Here is a 23,752-nt window from a genome sequence, read left to right on the forward strand (position 1 = left end):
CGCGCCGTTGTCGATGCGGCGCCGGCACTACAGCGCCGCGCGCCTTTGAGGCGCATAGAGGGCGCTGTAGCGCTTCGAAGCGCTGCATGTTCCGTCCGCAAAACCAGCGATGAATAGGGAACCATGCAGTAGCGTTGTCCCGGCACGGTCCGCAATACCCGGACACCGCGGACCGTGCCCGAGCTTTAGGCCTTAATGAAGGCGAGCAGGTCGGGATTGATGACATCGGCATGGGTTGTCAACATCCCATGTGGATAACCCTCGTAGACCTTGAGCGTGCCGTTCTTCAGCAGCTTCACCGCCAGTCGCGCGCTGTCGTCGATCGGCACGATCTGGTCGTCGTCACCGTGCATCACGAGCGTCGGCACGTCGATCGCCTTCAGGTCTTCGGTGAAGTCGGTTTCCGAGAAGGCCTTGATGCCTTCGTAGTGCGCCTTGGCGCTGCCCATCATGCCCTGGCGCCACCAGTTGCGGATGACGCCCTGCGACGCTTCGGCACCGGGGCGGTTGTAGCCGTAGAACGGACCGCTCGGAACGTCGAGGAAGAATTGCGCCCGGTTCGCAGCAAGCGCCGCCCGGAAACCATCGAACACTTCGATCGGCAGGCCGCCCGGATTGTTCGCCGTCTTGACCATGATCGGCGGCACGGCGCCGACGATGATCAGCTTGGAAACTCGGCCGCCCCCATGCCGCGCCACATACGCCACCGCTTCGCCGCCGCCGGTGGAATGGCCGATGTGGATGGCATCGCTGAGGCCGAGCTTGGTGGTCACCGCCGCAACGTCCTTCGCATAATGGGCGATGTCGTGGCCCTCGCTCACCTGCGTCGAACGGCCATGACCACGGCGGTCGTGGGCGATGACGCGAAAGCCCTTGTTGACGAAATAGAGCATCTGCGCGTCCCAGTCGTCCGCCGACAGCGGCCAGCCGTGGTGAAAGACGATGGGCTGGCCCGAGCCCCAATCCTTGTAGAAGATATCGACGCCGTCTTCAGTCCTGACGAAGTTCTCGGTCATGGGAACGGTTCCTTTGTTTGGGTTGGGTACATGTCTTCGAGATCTGGCCCCCGGCGCGGGATCCGCGCCGGGACGTGCGGTCCGCGTCAACCGAGATGGGGATGGTTGATCGCGAGAAAGTGGTTGACGACCGGAGCGGCCGGCCCCTTGTGGTAGCGGCGGACGTCGTCCTGAATGTCGGCATCGGCCTTCGACACGCGCTTGTGCTGGCGCAGGTGTTCGGCCCAGGATTCCACCATGAACCATTCGACCAGCCGTCCGGGATCGGCCGCGTCCTCGGTCACGCCCCAGCCATAGGCGCCGTCGCGCCGCCGCTCATGCGACAGGCGGGCGAGCGCCTTCAGGAACTCGGACCGATCCGCCTTGTCGATCGTGTATTCGATCAGGACGAGAACCGGTCCGCGGTCGTGTTCGACCGGCTCGCTGGTCAGCGGCTCCGGCCAATGATTGGAAGGAATGAGATCCGCCTCACCTTTCGGCAGCTTCATGGCGTGGAAGGCGAAGCCGACGGAGAGAAGGCCGATGGCCGCAACGGCCAGCGTGAAGGGCACGCCGATCGCGGAGGCTGTCGCGCCCCAGGCAAGGCTGCCACCGGTCATCGCGCCATTGAAGACGGTCAGATAGACGGCGAGCGTGCGGCCGCGCACCCAGTTGGGCAGGATCGCTTGCGCGGTGCTATTCAGGGTCGTTAATGCCGTGATCCAGGCCGCACCGCAGACGAGCAGTGCGGCGACTGCCACCCATTGCGCCGGTGCGAAGGAGAGCACGCCCATGACGGCGGCAGTCAGGACCGCCGACAACAGCAGCAACCCGTCGGCATCCATTCGCGCGCGCAGCCGCGGCATCACCAGCGCGCCACCGATCGCGCCGGCGCCGACGGCGCCGAGCAGGATGCCGTAGAAGCTGGCGCCACCGCCGAGAAGCTGGCGGGCGACCAGCGGCAGCAGCGCCCAGACCGCACTTGAAAAGGCGAAGAACACGGCTGCACGCAAAAGCACCACATGCAGCTCGCGGCTGGCGCGCGCATAGCGCAGCCCGGCGCGGAAGGCGCCGAGGAAGCGCTCGGCGAGCGCGTCGTCCTCCGGCACCTGCCGTCGCCACCAGACCAAGGCGGCAATGACGAAGACATAGCTGATGACGTCGACCCCGTAGGTGACGGCGGCGCCGAACCAGGCGAGCAGCAGACCACCAAGCGCCGGGCCGATCGCGCGGGAGATGTTGATGCCGAGGGAGTTCAGCGCGACCGCGCCCTTGACGTCCGGCCGCGACACGAGTTCCGGCACGATCGCCTGCCAGGTGGGGGCGACGAGCGCTGCGCCGATGCCGCCGACGAAGGTCAGCGCAATCAACGAGGTCACCGACTGCAGTCCGCTTGCGGAGAGGAACAACAGGCAAAGGCTCGCGGAGGCGAGCAGGAACTGTACGACGATCAGGAATTTGCGGCGGTCTAGAATATCGGAGAGAACGCCGGCGGGAATGGCGAGCAGGAAGATCGGCAACGTCGCGGCCGCCTGGATCATCGAGACGGCAGCGGGCGTTGCCGACAGGTCGGTGACGAGCCAGGAGCTGGCGACATCGCGGATGAAGCTGCCGGTATTACCAATGATCGTCGCCACCCAGAGGACGGCGAAGACCTTCTGGCGCAAGGGCGCGAAGGTGCCGGCGTTGTTGGTCGCTGCCTGCGTCATTGGCCGCCCCTCCCCGTGAATGCACGTTCGCTCAGATCATAGAGTGCAACGAGCACGAAGGCGCCTGCAAGGCCGATATGTTCGAAGAAGCCGTTTGTCGCCATCGCACGCTCCATGCCGGGCGACAGCTCCCAGAAGCGGAAGGCAAGCAAGGTGGCGGCGAGCGTGAAGGCCGCAAGCGCGCCTGCCGCCGCCCAGCGATAAAAGCCCGAGAGAACGAGAGCCGACATCCCAAGCTCAAAAACGATGACGCCGACCGCAAAGAGCGGCGCCGGATGGAGACCGAAGTGCTCCATCTCGGCAAGCGCGCCCGGGAAGTCGAAGATCTTCGTCAAAGGCCCCTGAATGTAGGCCGAGCAGAGCGCCAGCAATCCGACGAACATGAAGGGGTTGCCGGAACGGCCCGGTCGAAGGCGCGCGGCGAGATGGTTTTCGAGGGAAGAGAGGCTCAATCTTTCGTTTCCTTGTCAGGCGGTCTTCGGCTTGATGGGCGGCAAGGCCGCCCTCATCGGGTTTTCGGCCACTTCAAAGGCGTGATCGCGCTCTGGGATATGCCCTGGTAGTAGGCTCCGTGCTTTGCCGGCGAATGGTTCACGACGACTTTCGCAGAGGGGTGCCGGAGGCCCTCGGTCGGCGAGGCCGAGGCATGCTCCGGTCCGAGCGATGCGTTGATCAGGAGCGCAATCGCGGCCATCGCCACGCTGCCGGCTATCGTTCGCATTTTGCGTCTCCCTTCCGCTACACCGCCCAGCAGGAACAGCCGAGCGCGCCGAAGAAGCCCTTGAGATCAGCGATCGGCAGTTTCGACGTCCAGGCGCCGGCATGGTCGTGACCATGGACGCCGCAATCGCTGGCGCAGCCGCAGGACGTGATCGCGGTGCGCCGGAGCGAGCGCTTGCCGGCGCCCTCGGGCTCACCCCAGGCGGCATAGCCGCCGAAGGTGCGAACCGGCGACCAGTCAGGCATTGCCGGCGGCACCGGGTTCTCGTCGTGGGCGGCGAAGTCGCCCGCCGCATAGACGATCTTGCCGCCGACCATGGTCAGTTCCGAGGTCAGGAACGAGATCTCGTCCTCGGCGCAGTTGAAAAAGTCCTTGTTCGGTACGATCAGGTCGGCGAACTGCCCCTTTTCGATCCGCCCTTTCTTGCCTTCCTCGTTGGAGAACCACTGCACCTTTTCGGTCCACATCCGAAGCGCCGTTTCGCGGTCGAGGCAGTTGGCGCGCGGGTAGAGCTGCAGGCCGCCGACGGTCTTGCCGGTCACCATCCACGACAGGGAAACCCAAGGATTGTAGGAGGCGACGCGGGTCGCGTCGGTGCCGGCGGAGACGTTGACGCCTTTTGCCAGCATCTTGGCCACCGGTGGCGTTGCTTCAGCGACGCCATGGCCGTAACGCTCGACGAAGTACTCGCCCTGATAGGCCATGCGATGCTGCACGGCGATGCCGCCGCCAAGGGCGGCGATCCGGTCGATCGAGCGGTCGGAGATCGTCTCGGCATGGTCGAAGAACCAGTTGATGCCCTCAAGCGGGATATCCCGGTTGACCTTCTCGAAGACGTCGAGCGCACGGGTGATCGTCTCGTCATAGGTGGCATGCAGTCGCCAGGGCCAGCGGTTCTCGGCAAGAATGCGCACGACCTCTTCGAGTTCGCCCCCCATCTCCGGCGACATGTCCGGGCGCGGCTCGCGGAAGTCCTCGAAGTCGGCGGCGGAAAACACCAGCATCTCGCCGGCACCGTTGTGACGGAAATAGTCATTGCCCTGCTTGTACTTGACCGACGACGTCCATTTCAGGAAGTCGTCCTTCTCCTGCTTCGGCTTCTGGGTGAAGAGGTTGTAGGCAAGGCGGACCGTCATCTGACCCTCGTCCGAGAGCTTCTGGATGACGGCATAGTCATCCGGATAGTTCTGGAAGCCGCCGCCGGCGTCGATGACGCTGGTAACGCCGAGCCGATTGAGCTCGCGCATGAAATGACGGGTCGAATTGACCTGATAGTCGAAGGGCAGCTTAGGCCCCTTGGCAAGCGTCGAATAAAGGATGCCGGCATTGGGCTTGGCCAAGAGCAGCCCGGTCGGGTTGCCGCTGGCGTCGCGCGTGATCTCGCCACCCGGAGGGTTCGGCGTGTCCCTGGTGTAGCCGACTGCGCGGAGCGCCGCGGCGTTGAGCAGAGCCCGGTCATAGAGATGCAGCAGGAACACCGGCGTATCGGGCGCAACCGCATTGATCTCGTCGATCGTCGGCAACCGCTTTTCGGCGAACTGGTGCTCGGTGAAGCCGCCGACGACCCGCACCCATTGCGGCGCCGGCGTGATCGCCGCCTGCCGCTTCAGCATGTCCATCGCATCGGCGAGCGAGCGCACGCCGTCCCAGCGCAGCTCCATGTTGAAGTTGAGGCCGCCGCGCACGACGTGGGTATGGTTGTCGTTCAAGCCCGGCAGGACGCGCTTGCCCTTGAGGTCGATCGTCTTTGTGCCTGAGCCCGCCAGCGCCATGATCGTCCTGTCGTCACCAACAGCGTGAATCAGGCCGTCCTTAACGGCAACGGCGGTGGCCATCGGGTTGGCGCGGTCGAGCGTCGTCACTTGGCCGTTGTGAAGGATCAGGTCGGGCGTCATCGAGGTATCTCCGGTCTGTTGGGCGCCGGCGGTGCGGGCCGACGAAAAGAGCGCGGGCAGCGCCAGCGACGAGGCTGCACCGAGGAACGAGCGTCTTGTCGGCATCGTCAGGCCCTCTCGTCGTTGCCGGCTGCATCCTTCACCACGCCAGCCGCGGCCTGCCCGCCGGGCAGATGGCCGAACACATGCGGCATGCACTGCCGATTGAACCAGGAGAGGTTGACCGGCTCACCCGACAGGGCGCGCTTGACCAGGGGCACGGACTGCTCCCCGATGAGAATGCCGAGCAGACCGATCAGCGCGATGACCGGCGGCGCCGGCGAGCGGACATTGAGCAGCGCATAGATGACGCCGACGAGCAGCCCGGCTCCGAGCGAGAGAAGGTACATCTTCATCGCCACAACTCCTTCACGGGATAAAGGTGCCGCTCCGGCCGCAGCGCGGCGGCCAGAGCGTTAATCTGGAGCGCGGAGGCGTTCTGTCAGTGGCCCTCGGAGGCGCCGAACATCGACTTGGCGTAGATGATGCCGAGGCCGTACGAGCCGCCGAACTTCTTGGCGATGCCGGTGGTCATGTCGTAGGTCTCGGTGCGCGCCCAGTCGCGCTGCAGCTCGAGCATGTATTGCAGCGAGGTCATCGGTCGGACGCCGGCCTGCACCATGCGGTCCATCGCCCGCTCGTGCGCCTCGTCCGAAACGTCGCCGCAGGCATCCGCGATGACATAGACCTCGAAGCCCTGGTCGAGCGCCGAAAGTGTCGGGCCGACGATGCAGACCGAGGTCCACAGCCCGCACATGACCAGGCGCTTCTTGCCAATGCGGTTGACTTCTTCGATCACGGCCGCGTCTTCCCAGGTGTTCATGGACGTGCGGTCCAGCAGCTTCTGGCCGGGGAAGGCATCAGTGATCTCGGAGAACATCGGGCCGGAGAAGGTCTTTTCGGCAACGGTCGTGAGGATGGTCGAAACGCCGAAACCTGCCGCCGCATTGGCGACGAGTGCTGCGTTGTTGCGCAGGAGCACCGCGTCGATCGACTTGGTCGCAAAAGACATCTGCGACTGGAAGTCGATCATGATCAGGGTGTGGTCCTTGGGCGAGACGAGGAGTTTGCCGGGGGTCGCTGTCGCAGACATGGTCGTGACCTCTTACTGTTGAAACTGAGCTCCGATTGGAGAGGCCCAACTATGCCGCCGACCGGCGACCCGTTCTTGTCGCCAAAGGTGGATTTTTGAAAATTTCGCTCGCCTTCAGCCAGCAGGGCGCGTGTAGTTTCAGAGGGTTACGACTGCCGGCTGCGCCGCCACTGGCGCGGCGTGGCACCCGCGGCCTGCGCAAAGGCCCGGGTAAAGTGGCTCTGGTCCGAAAAGCCGCAGACGACCGCAATTTCACTTAAGGATGTGGGCGAGAACTGCAGCAGATCCTTGGCCTTTTCGATCCTTTGCTGCAGCAACCAACGATAGGGCGTGCTCCCCATGGTCTCGCGAAAGGCACGCAGAAAAGCCGCCTGCGACAGGTTGCAGGTCGCAGCCAATTCTTCGACGGTCAGCTCGCCATTGAGGCGGGATTGCACCAGATCGCGGATCTTTGCCTGGCAGCGCTGCGAAAGCCTGCGCCCCCCGGCCAGGCTCTCGCCACGGCCGTTGCCGTACTGCCGGACCATATGCACGCCGATTGCCACCGAGAGCTGGTCGACAAACAACGCGCTTCTATCCGTGTATCCGTCGACCGAAGCAAACAAAGCGCCGAGCATGCCGCCGAGAACAGGGTCGGGCGAGCCAGAAACGGACCGAAGCTCGTTGACGCCGGAAGCATTTGCCGCATCTGCGATGCGCTCGAGCGCTCCGTGGCCGATTTCGAGCAAGGTGAAATCGAACGACCCTTTGAGATCGGCCTTGTAGTCGTCGGAAAAGTTCCTGACGTAGACCGAGTTTTGGCTGAACTCCTGGGTCACAGAGTGGTGCGCTCCAAAAACGCGGCGGCTATGACCGCCGACAAGCGACAGGCCGATCAGATAACCCCGCCCGTTGCCAGGTGTCGTGACCTGGCCCGGCGGTCCCGCTGTCGACCGCTTGCGATAGAAGACCATGTCTCGGCCTTCGATCGTCCTATCGTCATCCAGCCGATCGAGCGAGCATCCGAGACTGTCGCGCCGTCGGGTTCCGGCCGAGGCAGCGGAAGCATTCGTCATCGTCTTCGCTCCTATGTGTCGAAACCATCCGCAAATCTTCCTGCCGCGATGACGAAAACGAAGAATGCGGATCGCCGTGCGCATGGAAAACGTGCACGGGATTCACTCTGGGGTTCGCCAAATCGTTTGCAGGAGCGGCCCTATGATTGCCCCGGTCGCCGCATCATTCTTGCACGTTTTTCATCTGTTTTGAAAATTTTGCATGAGGGCGCGCCCTCTTTCCACGTTATTGCGGAGGTCGGTTCACAGCGACGATGACCGACCGGTTCTTTTTCCGGAAGCGCGCCGGCGTTTCCCCCGTCTGGCTGGTGAAAACCCGGGTCATGTGGCTCTGGTCGGCAAAGCCGCAATGGATTGCGATTTCAGCAAGGGGCGTGTCCTGAAGCAAGCACTCCTTGACCCGCGCGATCCGATATTCGGACAGCCACCTGGACGGAGTACGCCCGAAGCTCTCCTTGAAGGCCTTGTTGAAATAGCTACGTGATAGCTCGCACTGGGTAGCGAGATCGCCGATCGAAAACGGCGTGTTGAAATGGGCGACCAGAAACTCCGTCGCCAGCCTCTCCTGCCATGGCGCCAGCGTCCCCTTCTTGTCGACGGGGAAGTGCAGGCCGCCATAGGCCTGGCTGAGATAGGCCAATGCGGCAAGATTGATCTGTTCGACGAACAGCAGATTGGCTCGTTCCGGCTCGTCGAGCGAAGGCAGCAGTGCCTGGGCAAGGCCGAACATGACAGGATCCACACGCCCCTGTACGGGAGAAAGCGACACATATTCGCCGCGCCCGGCCCTTTCTGTGAAGCTGCGCATCGAGGCAAAGGGGATGTGGAAGCGGACATTGTCGAAGGGCGACAGATGATGGCACTGCCATTGGTCGCGAAGGTCGGTGATCGCAAGCGAAGCCTTCGGGTGCCCACCCTCATAAACAAGTTCGCCGCGCCGCCACAGGCGGTGCGCCTCGAAGTCACGCATCTGGACAATGACGTTGAAGGCGTCGGCGACCGGGATCAGCGGCCCGACCTCCAGGTCGAAGCGATCCGAAAAGGTCCTCGTGACAGTGATGTCGCCGGCGCTGATCCGCTTGACGATAGGACGCGGTGTGCGTTCGTCTGCGCTCATTCCCTCTTGCAAGGCCATCGGTCAGGGTCTCCCGATTTCCAGCTCAGCCACCCGCTTCAGCGGCCGGGCGGATGCTACAACGGTTGACTGTCGCAATGAAGAGGCGAATCCAGCGATGTATCGCCGAGCGTCAAAGGTCAGCATCATACCCTCACTGCAGCCAGCGCGCGCGCCAGACGGCGGGCGTCACGCCCGTCACCTCGCGAAAGGCTTCGATGAACCGGGCCTCGTCGGCATAGCCGCAACTGGTCGCGGTTTTGCTCAGCGACCATCCCTCTTCGATGAGATAGCGCTTGGCGCGACCGATCCGGTAGCGCATCAACCACTCTTGCGGCGTCTGGCCGGTCACGGATGCAAAAGCCGCGGCAAAATCCTCCTCCGAAAGGCTCGCAGACGCCGCTGCTGACGCAAACGAAAAGTCCTTGGCCCAATGGTCGATCATGAACTCCTTGGCCGCCTTCTCTTGCCATACGGAGAGACCGGGGCCGCCGGATGCAAGGGCGCGATCCGGGTAGGAATGCAGAAGATGCGCGCAGATGGCGACGGCGATGTGCTGCAACACCGCACCCGGTTGCCCCTCGCTCTCGGCAAGAAGTGGCAACAGCGCCAAGGCGAGATTGTGCATGACGTCGTCGACTTCGCCGCGACGGCACCTGAGACTGGTGGCGGCCGGAGCATGCGAAAACTCGCAGACTTCACGAAACAAGGCGCGCGGCAGATGGAAGGCGAGGGAATCGAGATCGCTGACAAGCCGGATACTGGCGCCCTCAGCGAGATCGACGAGACAGATCGACCCCTGCCGGTAGTGGCGAATGTCACCTTCGCTTTCGCCCGGCACCAGGTCGCAATGCATGACATCCTTGAAGTAGAACATCAGGAAATAGGCGTCGTCGGCCGGTAGGGACACGATGCGGCTCAGTTCTCCGTTCAGCCGGCACTGCAGACGCGTCACCGAAAACCGGGCGTCCCGTACTGGCCGCACCATGAGAAACGGCGCCTTCGGCTCGCCGAAATACGCTCCAATGCCACTTGGCTCTGTCATCTTTCGTCCACCCCCGCCTTCTGGCGATGGAATTCACTGCACGCGTGCAATCCGCTTCGATATGCGAAAGACCCGACGCAAGGGGGCATCTCGCCATTGCCGCTCATATCCGGGAAAACATGGGGTGTGCTGCCAGTAATTTCTTGTATCCTTTGCTCACATTTGGCCGCAAACGGCGCTGTTTTGAGGTCCTGCCGCATGATCCAGCCGCTTCAAAGCGGCCGCGTCTCGGTGACGTAGCTCTCGAAGAAATCGGAGAACTTGGCAACCCTGAGCGGCAGTCGTTCATAGGGCGGATAATACAGGGTCAACCATAGCTGCGGCGCCTCCCACCCTTGGAGAATCTGAACCAGTGCGCCCCGCGCCAGCGCGTCCTCGACGATGAAGAGCGGCAGAAGCGCGATGCCCTCGCCGTTCTCAGCAAGCCTGGCAACGAATTCGCCGTTGTTGGCGGCGAGCGACTGGCCCGCCCTCACCTTTCGCGTCCGGCCTTCGGACGAGAGTTCCCAGGTCTCCGCGACCGCCTCTCCGTCATAGGCAAGGCAACCGTGGCGATCGAGATCATCCGGCGTCTGCGGGGTTCCGAACCTGGCGAGGTAGCCGGGCGAGGCAACGAGCACGCGCCGCACGGGACAGATCCGTCGCCAAATCGTCGATTTGTCGCGTGGCGGCTCCGACACCCGCACCGCAAGGTCGAAATCCTCAGTCACGATATCGATCAGCCGGTCGGTCATGGACAGCGAAATCCGCGTGCCCGGATGCTCGGCGCGAAAGCCGGTGACAATGTCCGGCAGGATATGCTGGCCAAGCGACAGCGGCGCATTGAGGCGGATCAGCCCGGCGACATCGCCATGCTGCTCACGCAGATCCTCGCGCGCCTCGTCGAACTGATGGATCAAGGGCTCGATGCGCGCCGCATAGACCGCGCCGGCCGAGGTCAACGAGACCTGGCGTGTGGTACGCAGCAGCAACTGAACGCCGAGATCCGCTTCCAAGGCACTGACGGCGCGCGTGACGCTCGGCGCCGTCATCGAAAGCTGACGCGCCGCGGCGGTAAAGCTCCGCTGCTTCGCCACCGCCAGGAAAACCCGGATATCGCTCAAATCACTCATGCGCTATAATTTCTGAAAATGAAATAATATTGTCAATATTATTGCTATTTATTTCGGTTATGAATGCGCCGATCCTTTCATCGGGAGAAGCACGTGGGTGCTGGCGGAGATCAGGCAGGCGTGAATGCTGCCACCTCGGCCCTTCGGTCTCCCAGAAGGGAGCGGCAAACATGACAATCTCATCGTCCAGCGAACAGAGAGAACCGTTCAGCCCCGACGCGCCGGTCGTATTCGCGTTCTGCGACCCCGCTCCGAACGATGCGGTCGCCCAGCTGATCGCCCATACGCTGCCGGGTTCCCAATTGGTTGTCGTCAACCAAGGCACAGCCGAAAGCGATGCGGCGCGCTCGTCTGCGATCGGCGACGGCTTGTGCAATATGCGGGCACTCGCAGCTTCCGTGGAAGACCTGGCGCACTCGATCCGCAACAGGCGGCGGCTGTATCCGCGCCAAGCCGTCTATGGCATCGGCTACGCCACCGGGGCGACCCAACTCGCCGCACTCCTGGTCAAATATCCTGATCTGTTCGAGCGAACCGCACTGTTGCATCCCCTCGTGTCGTGGGTGCCGCCCGGCAACGCCGAACTTCAGGGCAAACGGATCCTCGTCACCGGCGGCCAGGACGATCCGGCCCGCCCATTGGCGCTCACCGAGCAACTGGTCGACTATCTTGCGGGGCAGAAAGCGGATGTCCGGGCCCTCTACATCAGGGGCGGACACGAGATCGGGCAGGAAGAATTGACGGCGCTTCGGGATTTCCTTCAGGCGCCCATAGACTGAAGCAAAGCGGGCCGCATCTGACGACGCGGCCCGCGGTCGATTTTTTACTGCGCCTTCGCTTCGATATCGACTTGCTCGAGCAGAAGCGCCGGGTTTTCAGCAGCGCCCATCAGTTCGAGCGCGCCGACGCCGGCTTCATCCTTGGCCTTGACCTTCAGCGTGAAGGTGCCGGGCTTGCTGATGAACTGGGTGAATGCCATTGCGGCGTCCTGCAGCTTCGGCTGCGTGGCGGCAAAATGCTGCACGCCGGCGCTGGTCATCAACACGAGCAGGCCGCGAACGCTGTCCTCGGTCATGTGGTTATCTTCGGCATAGAGCTTGATGCCCTTGGCCATGATGCCCTTGTCCTCGAGCTTGAGCGTGACTTCGCGGGCGGTAAGACCGAACATCGCGATCTGCGCCGCATTCAGGTCGCCGGAGAAGAAGTCCTGCGAAGCGCCGCCCATGATGCCGGAGAAGGAGAGGCTGCCCATGTCCTTGCCATCAAGCGAAATCTGCTTGATGACGAAGTTCTCGTTGGGCTCGTCCCACGACAGTTCGACGTTGGACGAGAAGACCAGCTTGTCGAGGCCGATCTTGCGCAGCATCTTGAAGCCCTCCTCCTGCGTGTCCGCAGGGATCGGAACGCTGAGATCGCGGTAGCTGACGCGGACATCCGTCGGAATGCCGTTGCGCGGCTTCGTCAGCGCGACTTCATAGGCGTCGAGCGTGAAACGAACGCGTTCCGGAACGGACGGCACTGCCGACTGCTCTACCGGCGCCTCCGCCATCGGGTCTTCCGCCACTTCACCGGCGATCTCCGCGTCGCTCGCGGCTTCGCCATCGGTGGCTTCATCCGCCGGCTGCTCTGCTGGCGCCTCGGCCGTCGTGTCTTCTGCCGCATCGCCGGGGACCGCCGCGTCGCTGGCGGCTTCGCCGTCCGTCGCTTGATCCGGCACCTGCTCGGCTTCCGGCGCCTGTTCGGCGTTGGCCGACGGATCGACCTCGGTTTCGGTCGCGCTCTCGTCCTCGACGGTTTCGCTGTCCGTCACGGCTGCCGGGTCGCTGCCGGGCATGTCCACGTCGAGCCCGGCGATCTTGATCGTGCCGAATTCAGGCATCAGCGTGGTGTAGGGGAAGGTCTCGAACTCTTCCTCCTTCAGGCCCGCAAGCTTCGTCAGGGCTTCCATCGTCGGAGCCCAGGAGAAACCCTTGATGCTGGCTTCGGCAACCTTGAAGTAGTCGGTTCCCTCGCCCGCGGTGACACCGTTCATCGTGCCATCGAAACCGCGGCCGTTGAGCTGGAACGCCATCTTGTCGACGGCGAGCTTCACGAGCTTGCCTTCGGTGCTTTCCTGCTCCGGCACTTCCATCTTCAGGCCGAGCAGTTCCATGTCGCCCTTTGCCAGCATATCGACCAGCGAAAGGATGCGCTTGAAGAATGCCTGGCGTTCCGCCGGCGGCAGAGCTTCCGGGTCGCTGACCGCCTGGAGCTTCTCGAGCGTTTCGAGAAGCGGCTCGGTCGGCATGCGGACGCTGAGGCCGCTGCTTCGCACTTCGTCATAGCCGAAACGCGACTTGCTGTCGGCAAAGGCAAGGTTCTTTACCGAGATCGGGCCGTAGAGCAGCTTCGGCTCCTTGTCCTCGGGACCGGCTTTCTGCGTATAGATGCGGGCCATGTAGGCCACATCGAAGCTCTCACCGGTGACGGCGCCCATGGTGCCGTCCATTTTCTCCCGCTTCGTTGCCCCTTCGCCGTCAGGAAGATCCATGGAAAAGGCGAAGGTGGCGCCGCTCGCCGAATAGCGCGCAACGCGGCCGCTGGCGATATCGTCGAGCCGGACATCCTTGTAGACCGTCTTCTGCTCGGCGCCTGCAACGTTCTGAACGACGGCGACTTCCGGCGCGGAGACCTGCTTTGCCGCGAAACGCTCGATGCGCTTCAGCAGGTCAGCCTTTTCCCCGCTTGCCGTCAGGCCGGCGGCGAAGAAGTCGGGATCTTCCAGCGTTGCCGCAGGCACGGAAAGCTTTGCGGCCTTGAGGTCGAGCTCCAGGCCCTTCACGTCGAGCTTGCCGCTCAGAGAGAAGATCTTCGGACGGCCGTCGATTGCCGCGATGCGTGCGCTGACGCCATCGGCGAAAGGCAGCGTGACGTCGCGCAGATGGATGCGGCCGAAGAAATCCGCCTCAACCGAGCCGGCCTTGCCGCCGCGCTCGGCGATGAACGTCCCGACCGCCTTTTCAAGCATGAACTTGCCGCCGGCCACGCCGGCAGCCGCGATCGCGATCACCGCGACTGCAGCCCAGAGCGCCTTGCGGCGGCCACTACCGGTCTTCGTATCTGTCTCAGCCACGATGTCTGTCCTTTCACCACGCGAAAAATAGAAAGCTCTTGAGTCGTTGCGGTGTGACTAACCATTGGCGCTTTCTTCCGCAAGTTTGGCGGGAGTGCAGTGCAACAATTTTCTTGTATCGGCTGCAATCGGCAAACGCTCGCACGTCATCAAAAATGCATGGAGGGCTGCAAGCATGCACCTGCGGAGCTGCGTCCATTAGCCATAGGATTGCCTTATCGTTACAATCAGGAAATCCAACTTAAATTAATGGAACCACTTTGATAGAGTCCGCGGCACAATGAGGGAGACGCAGCCAGTGGCGACACCGCTTCGCGGAACGGCAACCACCGACGGCACAGCACATTCCGGGCCTAGCGCTCGGTTGGCTGCCGGCGCGCGCCTGGCGCTTTTCCTCTGACCCATCCAAAAATCACGTCATCTTGAAGGGAGATAAAAATGGACGCGAAAGCCGAAAAGACGGGCAAATGTCCCGTCATGCACGGAGCCCAGACGAGCGCTCAATCCGCCGGCACCTCGAACCGCGACTGGTGGCCGAACCAGCTCAACCTGAAGATCCTGCACCAGAACTCCTCGCGGTCCGATCCGATGGGTGAAGCCTTCGACTACGCCGAGGAATTCAAGAAACTCGACCTGCCGGCGGTGAAGAAGGACCTCTTCGCGCTGATGACCGATTCGCAGGATTGGTGGCCGGCCGACTTCGGCCACTATGGCCCGCTCTTCATCCGCATGGCCTGGCACAGCGCCGGCACCTACCGCACCGGTGACGGCCGCGGCGGCGCCGGTGCTGGGCAGCAGCGCTTTGCGCCGCTCAACAGCTGGCCGGACAACGCCAACCTCGACAAGGCCCGCCGTCTCCTCTGGCCGATCAAGCAGAAATACGGCAACAGCATCTCCTGGGCCGACCTCATGATCCTCGCCGGCAACTGTGCGCTCGAATCGATGGGCTTCAAGACCTTCGGCTTTGCCGGTGGCCGCCCCGACGTGTGGGAGCCGGAAGAAGACATCTACTGGGGCACGGAAAAGACCTGGCTCGACGACAAGCGCTACTCGGGCGACCGCGACCTCGAAAACCCGCTCGCCGCCGTGCAGATGGGCCTGATCTACGTCAACCCGGAAGGCCCGAACGGCACGCCGGATCCGCTGGCGGCTGCCCGTGACATCCGCGAGACCTTCGCACGCATGGCGATGAACGACGAGGAAACCGTGGCACTGATCGCCGGCGGCCACACCTTCGGCAAGACCCACGGCGCCGGTGACGCCGCCAATGTCGGCCGCGAGCCGGAAGCTGCCGGCATCGAGGAACAGGGTCTCGGCTGGGCAAGCACCTACGGCAGCGGCCGTGGTGGCGACACCATCACCAGCGGCCTCGAGGTCACCTGGACGACGACGCCGACCAAGTGGAGCAACAACTTCTTCTGGAACCTCTTCGGCTACGAATGGGAACTGACGAAGAGCCCGGCCGGCGCGCACCAGTGGACGCCGAAACATGGCATGGGCGCCAACACCGTGCCGGACGCGCACGACAAGTCGAAGCGCCATGCGCCTTCGATGCTGACGACCGACCTGGCGCTCCGCGTCGATCCGGCCTACGAGAAGGTCGCACGGCATTTCTACGAGAACCCGGATGCCTTTGCGGACGCGTTTGCCCGCGCCTGGTACAAGCTGACGCACCGCGACATGGGTCCGCGCGCCCGCTATCTCGGCCCGGAAGTGCCGGCCGAACAGCTGATCTGGCAGGATCCGATCCCGACCGTCGACCATCCGCTCGTCGACGCCAAGGATATCGCCGACCTCAAGGCCAGGATCCTCGCTTCGGGGCTATCGGTTTCCGAACTGGTTTCGACGGCCTGGGCGTCGGCCTCGACCTTCCGCGGCTCGGACAAGCGCGGCGGCGCCAACGGCGCACGCATCCGCCTTGCCCCGCAGAAGGACTGGCAGGTCAACCAGCCGGCACAGCTGGCGAAGGTTCTCGACGTCCTCGAAGGCATCCAGCGTGGCTTCAACGACGCCCAGTCCGGCGGCAAGAAGGTGTCGCTCGCCGACCTGATCGTGCTCGGCGGCACCGCAGCCGTGGAAAAGGCAGCGAAAGCGGCCGGCCACGACATTCAGGTTGCCTTTGCGCCGGGCCGCATGGATGCGACGCAGGAGCAGACCGATGTCGAGTCCTTCGCGGTTCTCGAACCGATCGCCGACGGCTTCCGCAACTACCAGCGGGGCCAGTACGCCGTTTCGCCGGAAGAGCTGCTGATCGACCGGGCGCAGCTCCTGACGCTGACCGCGCCGGAGATGACCGTGCTCGTCGGGGGCTTGCGCGTTCTCGGCGCGAACCACGGCCAGACCGCCCACGGCGTCTTCACCGATCGTCCGGAAACGCTGAGCAACGACTTCTTCGTCAACCTGCTCGACATGGGCACGGCCTGGACGGCGACATCGGATGCGAAGGATGTCTTCGAGGGCCGCGACCGCAGAACCGGCGACGTCAAGCGGACGGCGACCCGCATCGACCTCGTCTTCGGTTCGAACTCGCAGCTTCGGGCCATCGCCGAAGTCTACGGACAGGCGGATGCCAAGGCAAAGTTCGTACGCGACTTCGTCGCCGCCTGGAACAAAGTGATGAACGCCGACCGTTTCGACCTCGTCTGACGGCTCGATCCGGTAACAGTACAAGCTCGGGTCCCGGCATCGCGCCGGGGCCTGTCTGCCCGACGGCTCCGCGAGACCGTCACCGGAGGTTGCAGTCCCGACGCGGCAATTGTGACGATGTGGGCACACGTAAAACGTTCGCGTTCACGCAACTCCCTCAACCCAACCCCGACAGAATCGGGCCGTCGCCCTCCCTCGCCGTGAACCGGAGGGGCCGAGCAAATCATTGCTTTTGTGACAAGTTCTCTCTGATCCCGCCTCTCGCGGGTATTTGCGTTATCTTTGCAAGCCCTCGCTTAAATCAACTAATGGTTGCGTGACTTGGGGCAGATAACATGTTCTGATTTCAATGCACTGCCAAGGACTGAAGTCATCTCCAGCTGTTTCGTTCAGGGGGAACGTTGCATGCGCCGTTCGAGAATTCTTGCCCTTTCACTTTCATCCGCATTGCTTGTCGCCGTCGGGTTATCCGCGCAAACGGCATTCGCGCAACAGGCGCCGGCCGTGGTCGTGGCGCCGGCCGCCATCATGGACCTGCGCGAAAGCGTGGACCTGACGGGCAAGGTGACGGCGATCCAGAAGGTCGACATTCGCGCCCGCGTCTCCGGCTTCCTCGAAGCGGTCAACTTCACCGAAGGGCAGAAGGTGACGGCTGGCACGGAACTCTACCGGGTGGAAGACGGCGCCTATCGCGCCGCCGTGCAGGAGATCGAAGGCCAGATCGAAGCGGCCGAAGCAGCCAAGGAACTGGCTATCCTCGAACGAGACCGCGCCGAACAGCTTCTCACGACGAAGACGATCTCCCAGGCCAAGGTCGACGAGGCGCATGCCGAAGTCCGCAAGGCGGAGGGCGACCTGATCCGGCTGAAGGGCAGCAAGGACAATGCCGACCTCAACCTTTCCTACACGAAGATCGTCGCCCCCTTCGACGGCATCATCGGATTGACCGGCGCCGATGTCGGCGCGCTCGTCGGACCCGACAGCGGGCCGCTGGTGACCTTGACCCGGCTTGATCCGATCTACGTCCAGTTCCCGGTGGCAACCGCCCTCTACCTCACCTATCGCGAACGCGTGCTCAAGGGCGAGATCAGCGGCGGCGCCAATGTCGGGCTGGGGCTGCCGAACGGCACCGAGTACAAACAAAAAGGCACGATCAACTTCATCGCCAGCAACGTCTCGCAGGGCACCGACACGGTGACGGTGCGGGCCGAATTTCCCAATCCGGACAGCATCCTGCTCGACGGTGCGCTGGTCAGGGTGATGCTCGAGCAATCCGACAAGCAGGATGTGCTCGCCGTCCCGCAGCAGGCGATCCAGCGTGACCAGCAGGGCGCCTTCGTCCTGGTCGTCGACGGCAGCTCCAAGGTGGAGCTTCGCCGCGTCGACGTCGCCCGCAATACCCGCGGCCAGGCGGTGATCAGCAAAGGCCTGAAGGAAGGCGAAAACGTCATCACCGAAGGGGCCGGCAAGGTGCGGCCCGGCATCACCGTCGACGCGGCCACGGCGGCAGGTGGCTAAGCGATGATTTCAGAGATCTTCATCGATCGCCCGCGTTTCGCCACGGTCATTTCGATCGTGCTGACCCTGGCGGGCCTGCTCGCGCTTACCCGCCTGCCGATCGCGCAATTCCCCGACATCGTGCCGCCGCAGGTGAGCGTCACGGCAAGTTATCCCGGCGCTGGCGCCGACGTGGTCGAGACCACCGTCGCCCAGCCGATCGAAAGCAAGGTCGTCGGCGTCGACGACATGCTCTACATGAAATCGACCAGCGGCGCCGACGGTTCCTATACGCTCACCGTCACCTTCGCTGTCGGCACCGATCCCGATATCGCCACCGTCAACGTGCAGAACCGCGTGTCGCTCGCCGAGGCCGGGCTGCCGGCGGAGGTCAAGCAGAGCGGCGTCAGCGTGCGCAAGAAGTCGTCTGCGCTGATGCAGGTGGTCGCTATCTACGCCGCGGACGAGAAGCAGAGCTTCGATTCGCTCTTCCTGTCGAACTACGCCACGATCAACGTGCTCGATACGATCAAGCGCGTGCCTGGCGTCGGCGACGCCCAGCTCTTCGGCGCGCAGGACTATTCCATGCGCGTCGTGCTCGACGTCGATCGCATGACCAGTCTCGACCTGACGCCGACCGACGTGATCAACGCGCTGAAAGCTCAGAACGTCCAGGCCGCGATCGGCCGTATCGGCGCCCAGCCGATGACCGACGATCCGCTGTTTCAGCTGAATTTGCAGACGCAAGGCCGCCTCACCGATCCCAAACAGTTCGAGGATGTGGTGCTGCGGGCAAGGCCCGACGGATCCTACGTGCGCATTCGAGATGTCGCGCATGTCGACCTCGGCGCCGCCAGCTCCGATTCCAACGCCCGCATCAACGGCAAGCCGGTCGCCATGATCGGCACCTATCAGGCGCCGGGCGCCAACGCGCTTGCAGCCGCCCGGGGCGTGCAGGAGGCGATGGAGCGGCTGTCGAAATCGTTCCCGCAGGGCCTGACCTATTCGGTCGCCTACGACACGGCCCAGTTCGTCGAAGCCAGCGTCGACAACGTCGAGGAGACACTTCTCGAAGCTTTCGTCCTCGTCATCATCATCGTCTTCCTGTTCCTCGGGAACTGGCGGGCGACGCTGATCCCGCTGGTTGCCGTTCCGGTCGCGCTCATCGGCACCTTCGCCGTGCTGCTTGCGATGGGCTTCTCGCTCAACACCGTGTCACTGCTTGCCATGGTGTTGGCGATCGGCATCGTCGTCGACGACGCAATCGTGGTGGTCGAGAACGTCGAGCGGGTGATGGAGGAAAATCCGGGCCTGTCGGCGGCCGAAGCCGCCCGGCGCGCCATGGGCGAAATCACCGGCGCGATCGTCGCGATCACGCTTGTATTGCTCTCTGTTTTCGTGCCCGTCGCCTTCATTCCGGGCCTGAGCGGGCAACTGTTCCAGCAGTTTGCCGTCGCCGTCTCGGTGTCGATGGTGATTTCGGCGATCAACGCGCTGACGCTGAGCCCGGCGCTCTGCGCGGTGCTTTTGAAGCCGCATCATGGACCAAAGCGCGGCATACTCGGCTACATCTCGCGCACCATCGACAAGGGGCGTGACGGCTACGCCTATGTGGCCGGCCACATCGCCCGACGGGCGATCATCGGCCTTGCTCTTCTGGCTGTCGCTTTCGTCGCCACCGGCTTCCTCTTCAAGGTCGTGCCGACCGGCTTCCTGCCGGCGGAAGACCAGGGCGCATTCTTCACCGAAATCCGACTGCCGGAAGGCGCGTCCTACAACCGCACGGATGCGGTGGTGCAGCAGGTAGAGACGATGCTCGGCGGCATCGAGGGGGTCGCCAATGTCATCAGCGTCACCGGCTACTCCTTCCTCGACGGTCTGTCCAAATCCAACTCGGCTTTCGCCATCGTCACGATGAAGCCGTTCGCCGAGCGCTCGAGCCCTTCTTCGGGCGTCGAAGCGGCGATCCGCACGGCCATGGGCAAGGGACAGGCGATCCGCGGAGCGCAGATCTTCGCCTTCAATCTGCCGCCGATCATGGGCCTGGGCACCGGCTCGGGCTTCGAATACCAGTTGCTCGACCTGCAGGGCCGGTCCGTCGCAGATCTTTCGGCAACGGCCGGCGGGCTGATCATCGCCGCCAACCAGAACCCAGCGCTCGGGCCGACCTTTACCACCTATTCGGCGAGCTCGCCGCAGCTCTATCTCGACATCGACCGCGACCGGCTGCAGTCGCTCGGCGTCTCGGTGAGCGACCTCTTCACCACGTTGCAGGGCACGCTCGGCAGCTACTACGTCAACGACTTCAACCTGTTCGGCCGCACCTGGAAGGTGACGATGCAGGCCGCACAGGCCGACCGCAACGCGGTGGACGATATCCAGCGCCTGCACGTGCGCAACGCCAGCGGCGACATGGTGCCGGTCGCCTCGGTCGCCAAGGTCGACTACATCGTCGGTCCGCAGTCGATCGTGCGCTACAACAATTATCGCTCGATCACCCTCAACGGCCAACCGTCCGCCGGCCATTCCTCCGGCGAGGCACTTGCCGCCATGGAGGCGCTGTCGGCCTCCACGCTGCCGCCAGGTTACAGCTACGAATGGACCGGCACCGCCCTGCAGGAACTGGAAGCGGCCGGCAAGACGACCGCGATCCTGGCGATGGCCGTGCTCTTTGCCTACCTCTTCCTCGTCGCGCTCTATGAAAGCTGGACGATCCCGGTGCCGGTGCTGCTGTCGGTCGCCTTCGGCGTCTCGGGCGCGCTGCTCTCGATCCTCGTCGCCGGGCTTTCCTTCGACATCTACGCCCAGATCGGCCTTGTCGTCCTGATCGCGCTCGCCTCGAAGAACGCGATCCTGATCGTCGAGTTCGCCAAGGCCCACCGCGAAGCCGGCGCGTCGATCGTCGATGCGGCGATCGAGGGCGCACGCGCCCGCTTCCGCGCGGTGATGATGACGAGCTTCGCCTTCATCGTCGGCCTGCTGCCGCTGGTGGTCGCCAAGGGAGCCGGCGAACTCAGTCGCCGTGCGGTCGGCACCGGCGTTGCCGGCGGCATGCTCGCCGCAGCCCTGGTCGGCATCTTCGTCATCCCGGCACTCTACGTCGCCTTCCAGTGGCTGCGGGAACGCGGCCACAAGCTCGTGGGCATTTCCAGGCATCCGGCGGTCGAAGGCGAAGCGGCGGAAGGCAAGGCCGAGACGCCGGCCGGTCACTAAGGCCGGCCTGGCCCAAAGGCTGGGGAGTGAAGGGCCTCTCCGGTCCGGCGAGCTCCATCGAGACAGTGGTGGACAGCGACACCTTTTCGGGAGGTGTTAAGCAGAGGTTGCCGACAGGCGGATGCCTTGCTCGGCGAAGTAGGTTTCGAGGGCCTCCGGCCGTGCTCCCTCCGTCACCAGCGCCACGTAGGTGTCCGGGCGCACCAGATAGGCCGCATCCCGCGCCAAGCCTGCACCCGCCTGTTGCGGTCCCCATGGGAAGACGTGAAGCGGCACGTGCTTTGCCGCGCACCATGTCCGGATGTCGCCGCCCGCTCCGCCATAGACATGCACCTGCCACGCGATGGCTGCTAACGAAGCATAGTTGTCGAGGCCATTGACGCGCACCCAGGGCAGCCGGTCACCGCCTTGCACCCGACCGTGCGCGGTGCGGCTTAAGGGGCTGCCGCGATAGTTGAGCTGCGTCTGCGACAGGATGCGGAACAGGAACTCCCTGACACCGCCGACGCGGTAAGCGATGCCCGCCAAAGCGGGGGCGATCTGAACGCGCAGAAAATCCGCAACGCTGCCGTCCGCCGTCACGAAAGTGAACAACCGGTCGGTGGTTTCGACGAGCTGCCGGGCAAACCTGATCCGTTCGGCTTCAAAACTGTCGAGCAGGCTGTCGGGCGCATGCGCTTTGAGGACCGCTGCAAGCTTCCAGGCCAGATTAACCGCATCGCCGATGCCGGTGTTCATGCCCTGGCCGCCGACCGGACTGTGCACATGCGCCGCATCCCCCAGCAGGAACACGCGACCGCGTCTGAAGCGATCGGCGACACGATGATGCACACGATAGGTGGAGAACCAGTTGACCTTGTCGACGGTGAGGCGAAGGCTCTCAATGGCGCGATGGCTCACATCGGCGAAGGTAAGGTCGTCTGCATCCTCCCGCGTCTCCCGCACGAGACCGATGAGGCGGCCCCGCCCCTCGGCATAGGCGAGCAGAGCGACGAAATCGCCGGTCTCGAGCGAAATATGGGCTTCGCCATTCGCCGTCGCGCCGCTCACGTCAACGTCGGCGACGTAAAAGGTCTGGTCGTAGGTCCCGCCTGCAAAATCGACCTCCAGCCTCTGCCGAACCGGCGAGCGCGCGCCGTCGCAACCGGCCAGATATTGCGCCGTGCAGACTTCCGAGCCGCCATCGGGTAAGCGCAGCCGCGCGCTCACCCCGGCGGCATCATGCGCGAAGTCGACAAGCTCGGTCTGCCGCTCGACCTTCACGCCCAAGGCCGCAAGTCGGGCCTCGAGCAGCCGCTCGTGATGGTCCTGCGGATAGACAAGAACGAAGGGATAGGGCGTCAAATTTCCGCCGGTCGGGCTGAAGGATATGCGCGCCTTGACCCTGCCCTTCGCCCAGAGGTTGACCGAGGGGTTGCGGTGCCCCGCTTCGACCACGGCATCGGCCAGATCGAGTTGCCGGTAAAGCTCGAGCGTTCGCGCATGCACCACCATCGCCCGCGACGTCGGGCCGGGACCAACGTTCTTGTCGATGATGCGGACCTTCACGCCCTGGGCGGTCAGCCAGAGAGCCAGCACCAGGCCGGTCGGCCCCGCGCCGACGATCAGCACATCCTGTTTCACCCTCTCCTCCCCGCTCGCACTGCCGGCGGCCCGGTCGCATCGGGATTTGGGTTTCTCCGCCAGTAACAGCAGCCTACGCGCAGGTGACGGCAGATGCCAAGCAGTGCCGCGGGACCCGCCTTGAGCCTTGCCCGACGGACGCAGCCTTGGATCAGCCGCGCGCCCTCAAATTGGCGATCAACTGCTGCTGGCCGACACGGATCACCTGCTCCATCGCAATGCGTGCGCCTTCCTCGTTGCGCAGGCGGATCTGCTCGACAATGCGGATATGCGCGACGGCGACGCGGTCGATCTCTGCGCCGTCGGCGGCCGCATTGCTCAGCTGAAAGACGCCCATCAGCGCCGCCTCGATCAGGCTGCCGACCGTCTGCATGAACGGATTGAGGGAAGCCTCGAGCAGCCGCAGATGGAATTCGAGATCCGCGCGCGCCAGCGTCTGCGCTCTATGGCCGGCATCGCCCATGGCGACGGCCAGGCGCATCATCTGGGAAATGTCGGCATCCGTGGCGCGCCTAGCCGCCAGTCCAGCCGCATAGGGTTCGAGCGCCAGGCGGACTTCACTCACATGGCGAAGAAACGCCTCGTCGACGCCGGCCCGGAAATGCCAGGAGAGCACGTCGCCATCAAACAGGTTCCAGTTCGCCTGCGGCATGACGCGCGTGCCGATGCGGGCCCGGGCGACGATCAGCCCCTTGGCGGCGAGCGTCTTCATCGCCTCGCGCAGGACCGTGCGCGAAACATTGAAACGCGCCGCCAGCTCGACATCGCCCGGCAGGATGTCTCCGACCGCGAATTCTCCTGCGACCACCGCCTGGCCGAGCTCCTCGACCACGAGCCGGTGGCTCGTGCGCTTGCGCGGCTGATGGAAGGACGGCCACATCGC

At 63.9% G+C, this 23,752-nt stretch carries 18 protein-coding genes; 4 read left to right on the forward strand and 14 right to left on the reverse strand.

Features of this window, described 5'->3' with window-relative positions:
• Window positions 1–185 precede the first annotated feature (185 nt).
• The 11 genes from JVX98_RS03215 to JVX98_RS03265 all read right to left on the reverse strand — a co-directional run bounded on the left by JVX98_RS03215 (window position 186) and on the right by JVX98_RS03265 (window position 10,778).
• Window positions 186–1,016: an alpha/beta fold hydrolase gene (locus JVX98_RS03215; protein WP_192449436.1), complete on the reverse strand. Its 831-nt coding sequence runs from the start codon at window positions 1,014–1,016 to the stop codon at window positions 186–188.
• A gap of 86 nt (window positions 1,017–1,102) precedes the next feature.
• Window positions 1,103–2,704, reverse strand: a complete 1,602-nt coding sequence (locus JVX98_RS03220) for an MFS transporter (RefSeq protein WP_205236841.1) — start codon at window positions 2,702–2,704, stop codon at window positions 1,103–1,105.
• Window positions 2,701–3,087, reverse strand: a complete 387-nt coding sequence (locus JVX98_RS03225) for a DoxX family protein (protein WP_205236972.1) — start codon at window positions 3,085–3,087, stop codon at window positions 2,701–2,703. The genes JVX98_RS03220 and JVX98_RS03225 overlap by 4 nt, the downstream gene beginning before the upstream one ends.
• A 122-nt stretch (window positions 3,088–3,209) precedes the next feature.
• Window positions 3,210–3,425: a hypothetical protein gene (locus tag JVX98_RS03230; protein WP_192449434.1), complete on the reverse strand. Its 216-nt coding sequence runs from the start codon at window positions 3,423–3,425 to the stop codon at window positions 3,210–3,212.
• A 17-nt stretch (window positions 3,426–3,442) separates the two neighbouring features.
• Window positions 3,443–5,425: an amidohydrolase gene (locus JVX98_RS03235; protein ID WP_205236842.1), complete on the reverse strand. Its 1,983-nt coding sequence runs from the start codon at window positions 5,423–5,425 to the stop codon at window positions 3,443–3,445.
• 2 nt (window positions 5,426–5,427) lie between these two features.
• On the reverse strand, window positions 5,428–5,715 hold the full coding sequence (locus tag JVX98_RS03240) for a XapX domain-containing protein (RefSeq protein WP_205236843.1): 288 nt from the start codon (window positions 5,713–5,715) through the stop codon (window positions 5,428–5,430).
• An 86-nt stretch (window positions 5,716–5,801) separates the two neighbouring features.
• Window positions 5,802–6,452, reverse strand: coding sequence for a hydrolase (locus JVX98_RS03245; RefSeq protein ID WP_043623178.1), 651 nt, complete (start codon window positions 6,450–6,452; stop codon window positions 5,802–5,804).
• 146 nt (window positions 6,453–6,598) lie between these two features.
• A complete protein-coding gene (locus JVX98_RS03250) occupies window positions 6,599–7,507 on the reverse strand; it encodes an AraC family transcriptional regulator (RefSeq protein ID WP_205236844.1) in 909 nt (302 codons plus the stop codon).
• Between the two features lie 226 nt (window positions 7,508–7,733).
• Window positions 7,734–8,642: an AraC family transcriptional regulator gene (locus JVX98_RS03255; RefSeq protein ID WP_205236845.1), complete on the reverse strand. Its 909-nt coding sequence runs from the start codon at window positions 8,640–8,642 to the stop codon at window positions 7,734–7,736.
• 133 nt (window positions 8,643–8,775) lie between these two features.
• Window positions 8,776–9,666 carry a helix-turn-helix transcriptional regulator gene (locus JVX98_RS03260; RefSeq protein ID WP_192449429.1) on the reverse strand — a complete coding sequence of 297 codons (891 nt, stop codon included), beginning with the start codon at window positions 9,664–9,666 and terminating at the stop codon, window positions 8,776–8,778.
• A 212-nt stretch (window positions 9,667–9,878) separates the two neighbouring features.
• The gene (locus tag JVX98_RS03265) at window positions 9,879–10,778 is read right to left on the reverse strand and encodes a LysR family transcriptional regulator (protein ID WP_205236846.1); all 900 of its coding nucleotides are present in this window, start codon (window positions 10,776–10,778) and stop codon (window positions 9,879–9,881) included.
• A 170-nt stretch (window positions 10,779–10,948) separates the two neighbouring features.
• On the opposite strand from JVX98_RS03265, the gene JVX98_RS03270 reads away from it, so the two are divergent.
• On the forward strand, window positions 10,949–11,557 hold the full coding sequence (locus JVX98_RS03270; protein WP_205236847.1) for an alpha/beta hydrolase: 609 nt from the start codon (window positions 10,949–10,951) through the stop codon (window positions 11,555–11,557).
• A gap of 44 nt (window positions 11,558–11,601) precedes the next feature.
• On the opposite strand, the gene JVX98_RS03275 is transcribed toward JVX98_RS03270, so the two are convergent.
• Window positions 11,602–13,890: a hypothetical protein gene (locus tag JVX98_RS03275; RefSeq protein ID WP_205236848.1), complete on the reverse strand. Its 2,289-nt coding sequence runs from the start codon at window positions 13,888–13,890 to the stop codon at window positions 11,602–11,604.
• A 438-nt stretch (window positions 13,891–14,328) separates the two neighbouring features.
• On the opposite strand from JVX98_RS03275, the gene katG reads away from it, so the two are divergent.
• From katG to JVX98_RS03290, 3 genes are all read left to right on the forward strand, one after another.
• The gene (gene katG, locus JVX98_RS03280) at window positions 14,329–16,536 is read left to right on the forward strand and encodes a catalase/peroxidase HPI (RefSeq protein ID WP_192449425.1); all 2,208 of its coding nucleotides are present in this window, start codon (window positions 14,329–14,331) and stop codon (window positions 16,534–16,536) included.
• 405 nt (window positions 16,537–16,941) lie between these two features.
• Window positions 16,942–18,054: an efflux RND transporter periplasmic adaptor subunit gene (locus tag JVX98_RS03285; RefSeq protein ID WP_205236849.1), complete on the forward strand. Its 1,113-nt coding sequence runs from the start codon at window positions 16,942–16,944 to the stop codon at window positions 18,052–18,054.
• 3 nt (window positions 18,055–18,057) lie between these two features.
• Window positions 18,058–21,246: an efflux RND transporter permease subunit gene (locus JVX98_RS03290; RefSeq protein ID WP_205236850.1), complete on the forward strand. Its 3,189-nt coding sequence runs from the start codon at window positions 18,058–18,060 to the stop codon at window positions 21,244–21,246.
• 96 nt (window positions 21,247–21,342) lie between these two features.
• On the opposite strand, the gene JVX98_RS03295 is transcribed toward JVX98_RS03290, so the two are convergent.
• Together JVX98_RS03295 and JVX98_RS03300 are read right to left on the reverse strand one after the other, a co-directional pair.
• Window positions 21,343–22,869 carry an FAD-dependent monooxygenase gene (locus JVX98_RS03295; protein ID WP_205236851.1) on the reverse strand — a complete coding sequence of 509 codons (1,527 nt, stop codon included), beginning with the start codon at window positions 22,867–22,869 and terminating at the stop codon, window positions 21,343–21,345.
• Between the two features lie 151 nt (window positions 22,870–23,020).
• The gene (locus tag JVX98_RS03300) at window positions 23,021–23,749 is read right to left on the reverse strand and encodes a FadR/GntR family transcriptional regulator (protein ID WP_205236852.1); all 729 of its coding nucleotides are present in this window, start codon (window positions 23,747–23,749) and stop codon (window positions 23,021–23,023) included.
• Window positions 23,750–23,752 lie beyond the last annotated feature (3 nt).

Origin of the sequence: Ensifer sp. PDNC004 (assembly GCF_016919405.1) — a bacterium.
Lineage (GTDB): Bacteria > Pseudomonadota > Alphaproteobacteria > Rhizobiales > Rhizobiaceae > Ensifer.

Bases quoted from the DNA above. Each gene is read 5' to 3' on its own strand.
- JVX98_RS03215 (WP_192449436.1), bottom strand. From the start codon at position 1,016: ATGACCGAGAACTTCGTCAGGACTGAAGACGGCGTCGATATCTTCTAC.
- JVX98_RS03220 (WP_205236841.1), bottom strand. From the start codon at position 2,704: ATGACGCAGGCAGCGACCAACAACGCCGGCACCTTCGCGCCCTTGCGC.
- JVX98_RS03225 (WP_205236972.1), bottom strand. From the start codon at position 3,087: ATGTTCGTCGGATTGCTGGCGCTCTGCTCGGCCTACATTCAGGGGCCT.
- JVX98_RS03230 (WP_192449434.1), bottom strand. From the start codon at position 3,425: ATGCGAACGATAGCCGGCAGCGTGGCGATGGCCGCGATTGCGCTCCTG.
- JVX98_RS03235 (WP_205236842.1), bottom strand. From the start codon at position 5,425: ATGCCGACAAGACGCTCGTTCCTCGGTGCAGCCTCGTCGCTGGCGCTG.
- JVX98_RS03240 (WP_205236843.1), bottom strand. From the start codon at position 5,715: ATGAAGATGTACCTTCTCTCGCTCGGAGCCGGGCTGCTCGTCGGCGTC.
- JVX98_RS03245 (WP_043623178.1), bottom strand. From the start codon at position 6,452: ATGTCTGCGACAGCGACCCCCGGCAAACTCCTCGTCTCGCCCAAGGAC.
- JVX98_RS03250 (WP_205236844.1), bottom strand. From the start codon at position 7,507: ATGACGAATGCTTCCGCTGCCTCGGCCGGAACCCGACGGCGCGACAGT.
- JVX98_RS03255 (WP_205236845.1), bottom strand. From the start codon at position 8,642: ATGGCCTTGCAAGAGGGAATGAGCGCAGACGAACGCACACCGCGTCCT.
- JVX98_RS03260 (WP_192449429.1), bottom strand. From the start codon at position 9,666: ATGACAGAGCCAAGTGGCATTGGAGCGTATTTCGGCGAGCCGAAGGCG.
- JVX98_RS03265 (WP_205236846.1), bottom strand. From the start codon at position 10,778: ATGAGTGATTTGAGCGATATCCGGGTTTTCCTGGCGGTGGCGAAGCAG.
- JVX98_RS03270 (WP_205236847.1), top strand. From the start codon at position 10,949: ATGACAATCTCATCGTCCAGCGAACAGAGAGAACCGTTCAGCCCCGAC.
- katG (WP_192449425.1), top strand. From the start codon at position 14,329: ATGGACGCGAAAGCCGAAAAGACGGGCAAATGTCCCGTCATGCACGGA.
- JVX98_RS03285 (WP_205236849.1), top strand. From the start codon at position 16,942: ATGCGCCGTTCGAGAATTCTTGCCCTTTCACTTTCATCCGCATTGCTT.
- JVX98_RS03290 (WP_205236850.1), top strand. From the start codon at position 18,058: ATGATTTCAGAGATCTTCATCGATCGCCCGCGTTTCGCCACGGTCATT.
- JVX98_RS03300 (WP_205236852.1), bottom strand. From the start codon at position 23,749: ATGTGGCCGTCCTTCCATCAGCCGCGCAAGCGCACGAGCCACCGGCTC.